The sequence below is a fragment of the Streptomyces brasiliensis genome (genome assembly GCF_014647875.1).
In the GTDB taxonomy this organism is placed as follows: Bacteria; Actinomycetota; Actinomycetes; order Streptomycetales; family Streptomycetaceae; genus Streptomyces; species Streptomyces brasiliensis.
On record NZ_BMQA01000057.1, the window covers coordinates 26553 to 38555 of the forward strand.

13 protein-coding genes and 3 pseudogenes are annotated in these 12003 nt (G+C 69.6%); 9 read left to right on the plus strand and 7 right to left on the minus strand.

Annotation, left to right across the window (positions count from 1 at the left end):
- Positions 1-20: 20 nt before the first annotated feature.
- A complete protein-coding gene (locus tag IEZ19_RS40410; RefSeq protein WP_189316380.1) occupies positions 21-218 on the plus strand; it encodes a hypothetical protein in 198 nt (65 codons plus the stop codon).
- A gap of 270 nt (positions 219-488) precedes the next feature.
- On the opposite strand, the gene IEZ19_RS40415 is transcribed toward IEZ19_RS40410, so the two are convergent.
- A complete protein-coding gene (locus IEZ19_RS40415) occupies positions 489-2519 on the minus strand; it encodes a caspase, EACC1-associated type (protein ID WP_189316381.1) in 2031 nt (676 codons plus the stop codon).
- The gene (locus tag IEZ19_RS40420) at positions 2516-2890 is read right to left on the minus strand and encodes an effector-associated constant component EACC1 (RefSeq protein WP_189316382.1); all 375 of its coding nucleotides are present in this window, start codon (positions 2888-2890) and stop codon (positions 2516-2518) included. Before IEZ19_RS40420 ends, IEZ19_RS40415 begins: the two co-directional genes overlap by 4 nt.
- A gap of 242 nt (positions 2891-3132) precedes the next feature.
- Between IEZ19_RS40420 and IEZ19_RS40425 the strand changes: the two genes are divergently transcribed.
- Entirely contained in the window at positions 3133-3351 is a 219-nt protein-coding gene (locus IEZ19_RS40425; protein WP_189316383.1) for a hypothetical protein, read from the plus strand.
- An 86-nt stretch (positions 3352-3437) separates the two neighbouring features.
- Here the strand turns inward: IEZ19_RS40425 and IEZ19_RS51625 are convergent, their stop codons facing one another.
- Both IEZ19_RS51625 and IEZ19_RS51630 read right to left on the minus strand, forming a co-directional pair.
- Positions 3438-4700, minus strand: a complete 1263-nt coding sequence (locus IEZ19_RS51625; RefSeq protein ID WP_229841374.1) for an ABC transporter substrate-binding protein — start codon at positions 4698-4700, stop codon at positions 3438-3440.
- Positions 4701-4930: 230 nt separating this feature from the next.
- Positions 4931-5425: pseudogene (locus IEZ19_RS51630) on the minus strand (serine/threonine-protein kinase); the annotation flags it as partial.
- A gap of 590 nt (positions 5426-6015) precedes the next feature.
- Between IEZ19_RS51630 and IEZ19_RS40435 the strand changes: the two are divergent.
- From IEZ19_RS40435 to IEZ19_RS40455, 5 genes are all read left to right on the plus strand, one after another.
- Entirely contained in the window at positions 6016-6708 is a 693-nt protein-coding gene (locus tag IEZ19_RS40435; protein WP_189316393.1) for a lysophospholipid acyltransferase family protein, read from the plus strand.
- Between the two features lie 1769 nt (positions 6709-8477).
- Complete coding sequence (locus IEZ19_RS40440) at positions 8478-8798, plus strand: fic family toxin-antitoxin system, toxin component (RefSeq protein ID WP_373297129.1); 321 nt, start codon at positions 8478-8480, stop codon at positions 8796-8798.
- Positions 8799-9037: 239 nt separating this feature from the next.
- Positions 9038-9460, plus strand: a complete 423-nt coding sequence (locus IEZ19_RS40445; RefSeq protein ID WP_189316385.1) for a hypothetical protein — start codon at positions 9038-9040, stop codon at positions 9458-9460.
- A gap of 189 nt (positions 9461-9649) precedes the next feature.
- Entirely contained in the window at positions 9650-10033 is a 384-nt protein-coding gene (locus IEZ19_RS40450) for a hypothetical protein (RefSeq protein ID WP_189316386.1), read from the plus strand.
- Entirely contained in the window at positions 10024-10185 is a 162-nt protein-coding gene (locus IEZ19_RS40455) for a hypothetical protein (RefSeq protein WP_189316395.1), read from the plus strand. Before IEZ19_RS40450 ends, IEZ19_RS40455 begins: the two co-directional genes overlap by 10 nt.
- 76 nt (positions 10186-10261) lie before the next feature.
- Here the strand turns inward: IEZ19_RS40455 and IEZ19_RS40460 are convergent, their stop codons facing one another.
- Positions 10262-10654: an ester cyclase gene (locus tag IEZ19_RS40460; protein WP_189316387.1), complete on the minus strand. Its 393-nt coding sequence runs from the start codon at positions 10652-10654 to the stop codon at positions 10262-10264.
- A 175-nt stretch (positions 10655-10829) separates the two neighbouring features.
- Here IEZ19_RS40460 and IEZ19_RS40465 point away from each other — a divergent pair, with 175 nt between their 5' ends.
- Positions 10830-11159: an ABC transporter permease gene (locus tag IEZ19_RS40465; protein WP_189316388.1), complete on the plus strand. Its 330-nt coding sequence runs from the start codon at positions 10830-10832 to the stop codon at positions 11157-11159.
- Here the strand turns inward: IEZ19_RS40465 and IEZ19_RS40470 are convergent.
- Together IEZ19_RS40470 and IEZ19_RS53845 are read right to left on the minus strand one after the other, a co-directional pair.
- Complete coding sequence (locus tag IEZ19_RS40470) at positions 11153-11623, minus strand: sensor histidine kinase (protein WP_189316389.1); 471 nt, start codon at positions 11621-11623, stop codon at positions 11153-11155. The genes IEZ19_RS40465 and IEZ19_RS40470 overlap by 7 nt on opposite strands.
- Positions 11624-11701: 78 nt before the next feature.
- Positions 11702-11803 (minus strand): annotated as a pseudogene (locus IEZ19_RS53845) (hypothetical protein); the annotation flags it as partial.
- Between the two features lie 13 nt (positions 11804-11816).
- Between IEZ19_RS53845 and IEZ19_RS53850 the strand changes: the two are divergent.
- Positions 11817-11945: pseudogene (locus IEZ19_RS53850) on the plus strand (IS110 family transposase); the annotation flags it as partial.
- Positions 11946-12003 lie beyond the last annotated feature (58 nt).

Consider the following 12003-nt stretch of genomic DNA (forward strand, 5'->3'; position numbering starts at 1 on the left):
GTGATGCTTGACCCGCCTGGATGGCCCGGCATGCCCAGGGACTGCCGCACTGGCCCTACGTGAAGGCCGTCGACGAGGCCCTCACCGCGCGCGGCATCCCGCCAGGCACCGTACGGGCTGACCACCGCAGCCGCGAGCACGGCCTGACCACCTGCACGCTGCTGGTCTGGGACATCAGCCGCACCGGCGGCCGCGGCGGCATCCGACTGCACTGGTAGGAACGCAAGGGCTGGTCCCACGCCCTGCTCGGGCTGAACTCCCACGACGTCCTGCTCTACACCGTGCTCACCCCGTTCCGCACGGTCTTCCCGACCACGGAGGCGGTGGCCGACGTCGCCGAACAGCTGGTGCGCTTCCGACGGGTGCCCGGTGCGGAGTACCGCACCGAGGGGGACGACGCGAAGGACGTGCACGCCGCCGCCCGCGACTTCTGCCGCGCCCTCCTTGGCCTTCCACCGGCCGGGGAAACACCGGGAGAAAACGACCTCTCAAGCGCCTGGGCGGTCATCGTGACTCTGCTGTCGTGGCCAGATGGCCAGCAGAGTTCGGTCGTCGTCGAAGGTCTCCCGGGAGAAGTCCAGCAAGTGCCCGAGCCACAGACGCGGCGGCGGTGCGGCGAGGTGTTTGGCGAACAGAACACCGACGCGGCCCTGGCCATCGTCGCCAAGCACATCCGCGAAGCCGCCGGTGCCAATCAACAATGCATGATGAGAAGTCAGGCGGGTGCTGGTGTGTTTCAGCGGATCGGGCACATCAGGCAGGCGCGCGGTCTCCGACGGCGTCTTCGAGCCGAACAGCCGCTGATATTGCCCGCTCGATGAATCCAGCACCCAGGCTTCTGAATCCCCGATACGGCATACCTCGACCACGGGTCCTGCCGGGTGGGGGCGCACCACGCCGGCCACGAGTGCGGTCGCGTAGAACTGCGCGACATCGCTTCGCTCGGGCTCTTTGACGCCCAGGCGCCACTTGGTGAGCTCCCACAGCCGCTCGGCGGCATGGCCGACTACACCCAGGAGGTCCAACTGCTCCTGGTCTTGGGACAACTGGTGGAGCATTTTCTCCACGGAGGCCCGGCATGCCTCGACGGCACCGAGCGCGGGCTCCTTGGCACCGGATTCGCCATCAGCGACGGCGAAGACGATGCTGCCCGTGGGCTCATGCACCGCGGCACGCGCGGCATCCTGGCGTGGCTGGCGGAAGTAGCGGTGCGCGTTGCCGCGTACCGAGGCATAACGTAAGGCAAGGGCGGGAGTTGACCAGCCGTCGCATTCGGTGTCGGGGAAGTCGAAAGAGTATTGGCCCGGTGGTCTCGCCTCGAACTCGGGGCCGGGCACACCCACCGTGACCCGTTGCCAGGGCACGGGCTCCGGCGCGGCAACAGGGACGACCAGTGCGGACCGGCCGTCAGCGCCGCTGATGCCGGACTGCTTCTTGCTGGTCAGGGCTGCGGCAGCCGGGGGCTGCGCTTCTGAAGTGACAGGTCGTGAGCCGCGCGGGGCTGCCTGCCCTTCAACGGCTTGCTTCGTCACCGACGCGGCTGGCGGCGTGGGTTCGGGCGTCGGCGGAAGGAGTGACTGGAGGTGAGCTGCCGCGGTGGCGGACACAGTCCGGCTGTCGTCGTCCAGCAGGCGCTGGATTTCGTCGAGGGCGCGCTGGCGAACGAGGTTGTTGCCGATCCGGTGGAGGTGGGCGAGCCCGTCGAGGGCACCGAGCCGGTCGGTGGGGATCGGGCTGCTGAGCGCGTGGCATAGATGCGTCGGCAGGGACCAGTTGATGTTCCGGGCGATGACCATGCGGCCCTCGACGTTGTCCTGTTTCTTGGGGCGCTGTTGTGGCATTTCGTCGACGACCCGGTCGTAGACGTAGCTGTACAGCTCGTCGAGGGTGATGTCGCCGTCGCCGTCGAGATCGGCGCTGCCGTCCCGCAGGCCTGCCACCAGGTGGCGGGTGAAAACCGATGGTGCGGCCGTGCCGTGCGGCTGCCGGCTGCCCTCGAAGGAGTACTGGGTGGCGTCGGATGCCGTCAGCACGGTCCGTCCCCGGCCCTGGAACCGTTCTAGCGTGTGCACGTCGGGGTCGGCCTTCGCAAGACGCCCTGCTGGGAAGGCGCCGCTGTAGCAGCAGTCGAGGATCAGCACCTTCTGCCGGGACATACAGTCAGCCATGGCCTGGTCGATCTGCTCCGCGGACAGCGAGGTGAACAGCAGGCTGCTACGGCGGGTGTTCGTCATCGCCAAGTAGAGCCGGCCGTCGTCGTCCTTCAGTCCGTGGCCGGTGAAGTACAGCAGGGTGAGATCGTCACGCCGCCGGTCGCGGTAGAGGTCCGCGATGGCCTCGCCGACTCTGTGGTTCGGCTCGTTGATCAGCGTGGTGACCTCGAAGCCCGCGATGTCGGGGTCTTTCAGGACCGCGGCGAGTGCCTCCGCATCGTGCGCCGGGGCGGTGAGCGCCCTCAGCCCGTCGTCCTGGTACTCGTATGTGGCGATCAGCAGCGCCAGTCGGCGGCCCAAGGTCACCCGCCAGTGTGACGACGGACGTATGCATCGACCAATTCCTGCCGCTCGGCAGCGGACGCCCGCTCCAGTTCGATGGTGTCGCCGTCGATGGTCAGCGAGATGCGATGCCGCGCGGAATGCCGGCTGAGCCAGTCGCGCAACGTCTCGATGAGCGTGGTGAACACTCCACTGGATGCGCTCAGTGCGACGACGACCGCCCCCAGCGTGACGGCATCGGTGCCCTTCGCCCCGTCAGGCGCCGTCTCGGCGGGGGCGGGGCCGACCGACTCGATATCCAGCTCCTCGATCTCAGCACGTAGCTGGCGCGTCAACCGTTCGGCAGGCTCGGGGTCCACCTCGGGATCGAACACGATGGACAACAGCAACTCCATCACGGGACCCGAACCGGACCTCCCTGGTTCATGGCTCGTGGAATCCTCGACCTGCATGAGTCCCCCGATTACGAATCTTCTCAGTTTCCGTACCTCAACAGTGTGACGGTCGCGACCGCCCAAGGCAGCCCTTCGCGCCTATTTGCCGATCTCAGGCCAGCGCGGCCCAAAGAGCGGGCTCCCACGAGGTGCGCTTCCTGTACTGGCTACCGCGACGCCCGGCCAGACACAGCCGCATCCGGATGTTCGACCGGGACGGCGTCGACGCGCGCGTTCCCACCGACCCCTACGCCCTCGCCGACCTGATGGACGACGAGCAGCCGGGTGACGGCACCGGCCACAACTTCCCCGACACGTATACCCGCCTGTGTGCGCAGGAGGGCTATGAGCGTGCCAAGGACTTGTGGTTGAAGGCCTGCAGGGTCTGGGAGTGGTCGCACAACGGCGACATGGACGCGTAGAGCTCGGCGCCGGCCGCCACCGACCGTGCGGGCCGCGACGGCGGAAAACCCATAGCCAGATATGCAGAATCTTAAAATTCCTTGTCTCAGGGCGACGAGGCGGCTCCGGCGGCCGGCGCGGCGGCTTCAAGCACCTGGTCGTAGCGTCCTAGGAACCGGAACTCCCTGTCCCTGACCTGGTAGAGGAAGCTCGTGTCCTCGGGATTGAGCATGTGCGTGGGGTCGTCGGAGAACCGGATCGGCTTGGCCACGCCGTCGTAGCCGAGATGGAAGATTCGTTCGGCGACCTGACCAGGCTCGACGTCGGTGAGGCGGAGTGCGTCCAGGGTGTGGGTGATCAGTCCGACCGCGTCGTACGCCTCGGCGGACCAGCGGGCGGGCGCAGTCCGGTAGCGGGCCCGGTACGCGGCGGTGAACGTCCGCGCTGCCGCCGTGTCCGAGCTCTGCGGTGTGGTGTACGGCGCCTGGAACACCCAGCCCTCGGCGGCGCTTGCCGCGTCGAGGAAGGCGGACCGCATGACGGGCTCGTAACCGAGCCGGGACCCGGCGAAGCCCGCCGTCCTCAGCGCCCGGGCGCAGCCCGCGGCCCGGGTCGGTGACGTCCCGGCGTAGACGACCGCCTGGGGCCGGGTGGCCAGTGCGGCGGTGACGGCCGGGCCCAGGTCCGTGGTTCCTGCGGCCACCGGATGCACCGTGACCGTGCCGTGGCGAATCGGGGGTTCGTCCAGTTCCCGGGCGAGGTTCAGGGCGGTGTCGCCCGCCGCCCGGTCCTCGATGACGGCGGTGCGGTCGGACGGGCGGGACCGGGTCAGGTAGGAGATCACCGGCAGGCTGCGGTAGGTGTCCGATGCCCTGGTCACGCACAGGGAGCGCAGAGGGGGGTCGGAGAGTCCGGCGGCACCGTCGTCGACGGACACGAGCAGGACCGGCATGGAGTGGGCCGAGTAGAGCGGGACCGCGACGTGGGCGGTGTCGGTGGTGGTCGGACCGATCACGGCGCGGATGGTGCGGTCCGCGAGCAGCCGGCGCGCCACCTGCCGGGCGCGTTCGGGCTCGCCCCGGTCGTCGTGGACGGCCAGGGCGAGCCGGAAGCGGATGTCGTCGCGGGCGTTGTGTTCGGCGACGGCGAGTCGGGCGCCATGCTCCTGCGCCGTCCCGGACGCCCGCTGCTTCCCGGTGAGGGTGGCGTGCAGCCCGATGGTGTGCACCGGCAGGTTCCTGGCTGCCGGCGCGCCCCGCCGTGGGGTGTGCCGGGTGGTGAGCAGGAGGCCCGCCGCGGTGCCGGAGGTGGCGAGGACGGCCGCGGCTGAGCCCCCGATCGCCACGGTGCGGCGTCTGGAGAACACCACACGAGCAGCGGTCGGCCGAAGCTGTGGGGGCGGAGCCGTGCGGGGTGGGGGATCCAGTGCGGCGGTGGAGCGCTTGGCCACGAGGCGCAGAACGGCGGGAGGCAGCCAGTCGTCAGGACCCGGCCGCCCGGCCCCGGCGTCGGCGTCGGGCGCGTCCTGGGGTCCAGCAGCCGACGCAGTCCGTCCGCCGTGGGCCGCTGCCGTGGATCCTTGTCCAGACAAGCGAGGACGGGCGCGCGCAGGGCCTGCTGCCCGGACGGCAGGTGGTCGAGACCCGTGAGGTCGGGGGGTTCGTGGACGGTGCGGTAGAGGACGGCCGCCGCCTCGCCCGTGCCGAAGGGCCGTCGGCCGGTCGCCGCGTAGCCCAGGACGCATCCCAGCGAGAACACGTCACTGGCCGGGCCCACCTCCCCGCCGTCGGCCAGGGCCTGTTCGGGCGAGAGGTAGCCAGGGGTGCCGATGACGACGTCGGGCGCGGTCAGCGCCGTCGTGTCCGCGCCCCGCGCGATGCCGAAGTCGATCAGCCGGGGCCCGTCCCGGGCGAGCAGGACGTTGCCCGGTTTGACGTCGCGGTGCACGAGTCCGGCCGCGTGCACCTCGGCCAGGGCCTCCGCCAGCCGCGCGCAGAGCACGGCCACGGTGTGCTTGGGCAGCGGACCGTACGCATCCACCGCCTCGGCGAGAGACGGCTGCGCGAGCGGTTCGGCCGCGCGGTCGGCGACCATCCGCACCACCGGGTCGGGCAGCCAGTCGATGGCGCCGACGGGGGCGTCCTCGACGAGCGCCCCGCTCACCTCGGCGAAGAAGTGCTACGGACATCCTGATGAGGGTGCGGCGCCTGGCAACGGTGGCGCGACCGGCACCGCGCCGCGATCCGTCGCGCGATCTCGGACTCCACCATGAACCGGATGGTAGGCGGCACCGGGCCCGTGACGCGGGGAACCGACGAAGCCGTCCCGGCCGCCCCGTCAGACGATCAAGACCGCAGACACCCGCCCATGACCAGCACGAGCACCCCGACCGAGCATCACGCCAGCCCCTCCGACCAGCACGTTCGAAGATGGCGAAGCTTCAATGGACTGTGATTCTCCGATCGGGGAAGCTGGTCCCGGACCCTTCGGCGGTCAGGCTGCCTCGTCTTCCTCACCGGCGGGGCGCCGACCCGTCGCCGCCCAGAAGTCCGGCCCGATCTGAGGCGGACGGAGCTCTTACCTGGCCGATGATGTCGACGACCGTCACCCAGGCCTCCGGCGATGCCGGCACTGCCCGGGAAAGCCCGGCACATGCATACCGGGGAGATTCGGGGGAGGTGCCCGTGTTCTATTACGTGCTCAAGTACGTTCTTCTGGGGCCGTTGCTGCGGCTGCTGTTCCGGCCGCGCGCGGAGGGCCTCGAGCATCTTCCGGTGGAGGGCGCGGCGATCGTTGCCGGGAATCACCTGTCCTTCGCGGACCCCCTCCTCATGCCCGCGGTCCTGAAACGGCGCATCACGTTCCTGGCCAAGGCGGAGTACTTCAGGGCGCCGGGCCTCAGGGGCCGACTGACCGTGTTCGTGCTCCGCGGTGCTGGGCAGATTTCGGTGGACAGGTCGGGCAGGTCCGCGGCGCAGGCGGCGATCCGGGAAGGGCTGGGGGTACTGGCGAAGGGAGACTTGCTGGCGATCTACCCCGAGGGTACGCGTTCCCCGGACGGCCGACTGTACAAGGGCAAGGTCGGGGTGGCCGTAATGGCGCTGGATGCGCAGGTTCCGGTGATTCCATGTGCGATGGTGGGAACCTTCCAGATCTGGCCCCCGGGGCGTGTCCTGCCGAGGCGGCGGCCGATCGTGATCCGTTTCGGGGAACCGCTGGACTTCTCGCGCTTCGCGGGGATGGGGCACCAGAGGACGGTGCTGCGGGCCGTCACCGACGAGATCACGTACGCGATTTTGCGGCTGTCGGGCCAGGAGTACGTGGATCAGTACGCGGCCGACGTGAAGGCCGGACAGGCGAAGGGGCGGCGGAGGTGAAGTGCCACCGCACCTTGGCTGCGATCCGGTCCAAGCGGCTGTCCGCTGCAAACGAGGGACGAGGCCGCGCCTGCGCAAGGGTGCGGCCTTCAGTGCATGGGGGCTGTGTGATCCTTCGGATGGGTCAAGCTGCAAACAGCCGGGCGTCCTGGACACCCGGGTCGGAGACAGCGGTGGCGAACTGGCCAACCCCACCCACCACCGGCACGACGGCCACGCCGAGTGCCGGCGTGCACGCACTGCCGTGCGGATACCGTGCTCGGCTTCATGGAGTAGGCCGCCGGGCGCGGTGCGGCAGTCGGAGGGGTGATCGCATTGAGCTTCCAGCAGAATTTACCCAAAAACTATTGACTCAGAAGGTATGGGGTGCATGGTGGTTATTAGGCCATAACACCGAAAGAGTTTACAAAGTCGATGAGGACGTCTAGTCGGCGGAGTGGCTCGGACAGGATGTGGTTTAGGCCCCCGGCAAGCCGGCGCGATACCGAGGCGACAGTGACGACTGAAGCTTCAGGACACGCGCAGCACTACCGGGGACTGTTTTTTGCCCTGGCAGCCTTCGTACGGGCCGGGCGTCCGGTGCGAAGGCTGTGGTGCGTGACTGCCGCGAAAACCTGCCGTTCCAACTACGTGGCAGCGAGGCACTCGACGGCGCTTGGCTCGCCCAGCCCAGCCGTGGCCCACATGACCGGCGTCAGCCGGCGGAAGCGGCCCGCCGCTGCGCGGTGATGCATCCCTCTTCCAATGGCTCACCACTTCTCGGCTACGCCGTGGTTGAGCGGCCTTGGCAACGCTCAGCTCCGTCAGACGGCCGGCTCACAAAGAGGCCGTGCGGCGCGGCATTCACTCCCTGCTGCATCTGTACCGAAACGCGCCGGGCTGGGAACCGAACTGGGGGTCGGACTCCCCGTATGCGCGCCTGAGCATGGTGACCAGGGAGCGGGCTGTCGAGGTGCTTGCTGACAGAGAGTAACGGGTGGCAGGAGGAGCCGTAGGTTGATTCCCTCGGACTTTTCCTTCAAGGCGCGTTGTCAGCCCCGTACGCCAGCATGGCCGTCGGAACGCCATGCCACGCTGGAGGTTGCCATGCCCAGGCCACATCGCTCTCTTGAGCAGACGCTCCCCGCTCACATGCTCGCGATCATCGACGCCGCTTCCTGCGCCCCGGCGACAAGCTCTCCGTCTTCCGAGGCTCCGCCCAGGCCGTCGTCGGCCCTCAGGGGCGGTGTACGACGTACTGGCCGCATCAGCACGCGATTTCCTCGCCCGGTTCCGGGCCGAGGCCAACGGCTCCCTGCCGAGGACGGCGAGGACCTGGAAGACATGGGCATCGACCCCGCCCGGTACACGGCCTACGACGAGATGCGCGCCAACTACGGCGAGAGGGCCATGAACCTGGTGGAAGCTCTGGCTGGCTGCGCGCCCCAAGAGGGGGCGTGAACATGGCGTCCCACTGCGTGTACCGGGACATTGACTTGGACGCAATCGACCCGGTCGACGCTGCCCGCAGGCCCTTGCCGTCCACTGCGACCCCGGATCCTGGGCCACGGTGTTCACCGTGCACGGTGACCGCCACGGCGCACCCCACGTGGTGACCATCGGAAGGGGTTCGACCCCTCGGGCAACGCGACGCCCAGGGTCGAACCGGACTGCGTGATCCCGTGTGCCGGCGCGGTCCGACACCGCCCGGGACGTCCAGCGGGGAAAGCCGCTACGGAGCTCCCGAAGAGGCCGCAGGTGCCGGCCTGACGCCCTCCCGGGCCACGTCGGTGAAGCCGGGTACGTCAGCCGTACCGGAGCGGCAGCGCGCGGGACACATTGCCCGCCACCGTGGCGAGCTCCTCGACACGCCCGTCTATGACGGCCCCTACGCGCGAGCGGCTGCTCTTGTCCACAGCCTGGGCCGCTGCCGCCGGCTCGCGCGTTCCCATCTGACCGTGGCCTGCGCAGTCGCTGTCATGTACCTCGAAGCCAGCAACATCCCCGTCAGCCCGACCCGCGAACAGCTCACCGCGCTTGCCCACGAGCTGTACACCCCGCGCTGTACGGCCGTGCGGATCGCCGAGATGCTGCGCACCTGGAAACCTTGACCCAGCGGCACGGCACGCACGACCCCGAACGCCGTGCGATCCACGACCGGCGGCAGCAGGTGGGTCGGGGCCTCGACGGAACCCGCAGACGAGGCGCCTCGCTTGCCGGCAGGGGCGCAGGACGCGGGGTTCGGGCATTGCGCACGACGCGGCGGGACTCTTCATGGTGCACGCAACTCGACTGTGCACCGGCTCCCATTCGGCCAGCGGCAGACGGACGGGCGGGTAGCGTCGAAGGCATGACGAGGCATCAAGGGAAGAACTCGGCGTCCGCTCCGGCCGTCCCTGACGAAGGGGCGGCACAGCGTGCGCTGGAGACGCAGTTGTCGTGGGATGACCCGGAGCAGGAGCCGGGCAAGCCGTGCCCGTGCGGGAGCACAGCCGGTCTGCACGACGAGACGTGCGACTGTGAGGACGGCGCGGTCCTGATCCACACCATGCGCCTGCCGGGCAGCACCGAAGACGTCACGGTATGGGAGGACACCTTCGCCTGCACCCACGGCTGCAGCGAGTTCACCGAGAAGGTGACGCTGCCCGACGCGCCGTGGGGTGTGCGCGAGCGCGCAGTCGACCGTCGCGGTGTTCCATACGAGCAGATTCGCGTCTTCCCCGGTATCCAGCACATGCAAGAGGCCCTGTTGCCCGGGTCTGACGTCGCCTGACGGGTCCCGGCACCCCTTCAATGCGGCTTCGCACGGCGAAGGGGCCGCCCGAGCGGGCTGCCCCTTCTGTCGTGATCACACTGGCGGAAATTTGGCGGTCAACACTTGCGGTCACCGCCAGGAAACCGGTCTCAGGCCACGCTGATCAGTATCGAGTCGTCGTCCACGAGGGCACTCTGGAGGCTGACAATGCTCGATTCCACCATCGCACCCCCCGCACGTGAGGAGAGCCCTCCGCGGCAGCGCCGCCGGCGCGGTGGCGGGCGGCGGACGCTGCTCGCCGGAACCGCCGTGCCGGCGATCGGCGCCGCAGGCGTGGCGGCGTACGCCCTGCGGGACGGCGAATCGGCCACGCAGGAGACCGGCACGTCCCTGCCGACCGTCGCCGTGACCCGCGGCGACCTGGCCAGCACGACCGAGGTGGACGGCACCCTCGGCTTCGCCGGGAGCTACACCGTGCTGGCGGGCGACGGGGGCCGGATCACCTGGCTGCCGCAGACCGGCACCGTGATCCGGCGCGGCGAGCAGGCGTACGGGGTCGACGGTCACCGCATCCCGGCGACATGCCAGTGACGGCGGTCTTTCAGCTCCGTACGAATCCCAGCGCCTCGTGGCGCAACCCTGAGAGGAGCCGCTTCCAGCTCGTCGACGACCACCGGGACGCCTTCGAGGTGAAGCGGTACTGCGAGGTGCTGGGCCTGAACAGGTCCAGCTACCACAAGTAGCGGGCCGGCTGGCGAGGGCGGCGCGGCGCCCTGGGATCTGTCAGGGCGCCGCGCCGGTCGCCGGTGGCTGCCGTGGTCAGGCGGCCAACTGCCGCAGCATGTCGGCCGAGTCGTGCAGCGACGTCATCTGTACGAACCGGCCGTCGCTGACCCTGTAGATGGCGTATTCGACGATCTCGAAGGAGGCGCCGGAGGGAGGGACGCCGAGCCACTCCTTCACCGGGGTGCCGGTGTTGGTCGCGCGCACGGCGATCCGGTCCCGGTCGAACAGCAGTTCCTTGACCTCCCAGTGGAGGTCCGGAACGGCGTCGATTTCGTGGTTCAGGACCGCGACGACGTCGTCGCGGGTGCCCGGGTCGCCGTTCAGCACGACGTCGTCGGCGATGAACTCGTCCAAGCCGTCGAGCTTGTGGGCGTTGAGCGCCGCCACGTAGCGCAGGTACCACTCCTTGAGGGCCGGGTCGGTCATCGGTTTCTCCTTTTGGGTCGTCGGTCCCGCGCGGGGACCGATGGACAGCGGCGGGGACTGGCGCCCCGCTCGACTCACCACTGACGTTAGGGACGGCGATGGTGGCGGCCCAGAGTCCTCTCGAGCCTGGGGACTGGGAGGGCCCAGGCTCTGCGCCACCCGCGGACAGATCCGGATGCAGTTCCTCACCGAGTCGGTGCCCCTGTCCGGCCTGGGCGGGGCCACCGGGGTGGTCGTCTGCCTCGGCTACGCCGCCGGCCGCGGCTGGCCGTTCGCGCTGCCCGGCCAGACCATCGCGGCCGCCGCCGTGGCTACGGTCGCCATCGGCACCCTGGCGGGCATCTACCCGGCGCGCCGAGCGGCCCGTCTCACCCCACCGACGCCCTCTCCTCCACCTGACCACTCGAAACCGGCCGGGGCAGCCCGCGACACGTCAGGTGTCGTGGACGACCCCGCCGGTTCCGTGAGCTCGGTTCAGCCCGGCCGGGCGGAGGACGGTCAGTGAGAGGAACCGGTCGACGGCGGCCCGTCGCCGGCCGAGGTCGGCAGCTCCACCGTGATCGTCAGACCACCGTCGTGGTTCGCGACGCCGTCGACGGCGCCGCCGTGCGCGCTGATGATCGCGGCGGCGATCGACAGGCCGAGGCCGGCGCCCTCGGTCGAGCCGGTCCGGTCGCGGTACAGCCTTCGGAACGGCTCGAAGAGTTCGCCGACCCGGTCCAGCGGCACGTACGGCCCGGTGTTGGAGACCGTGATCCCCTGCCCCGCCAACAGGTCGACGCCCACCCGGCCGCCGGGATGGTTGTGCCGGATCGCGTTCTGCACGAGGTTGGCGACCAGCCGGGTGACCATGACCTCGTCGCCGATGACGGTGACGGGTCGGTTCGTGACATCGATGGTGATCTCGCGGGCGTCGGCGAAGACCTGGTGGTCCTCGACGACCTGCCCGACCACTACGGCGAGGTCCACCGGCGCCTGCGTGTCGAGGCCCTGTTCGCCCTGTGCCAGCGCGAGGAGTCCCTCGATGAGACGCTCGGAGCGTTCGGTTGTGCGGAGCAGCTCGGCCCTGATTTCGGCGACCCTTGTGGGCGTGGCATCGGCCAGGCCGATCTCCAGGGCCGCCCGCTGGATGGCCAGGGGCGTGCGCAGTTCGTGGGAGGCGTTGGCGGTCGCCCGCTACCGGGACCGGCACTCGGTCGCCCGGAAGAAGTCTGATGCCGTCGATGCCGCGACCTTGGCGAACATCCTTCGGACCGACATGGCCGCTCACCGGCCGCTTCCTGCGGATTCGTGTGTCCTGAACGTTGAGGAGGGTTCGATGTAGGAAGAGCCGTTCGATGCGGTGCTGC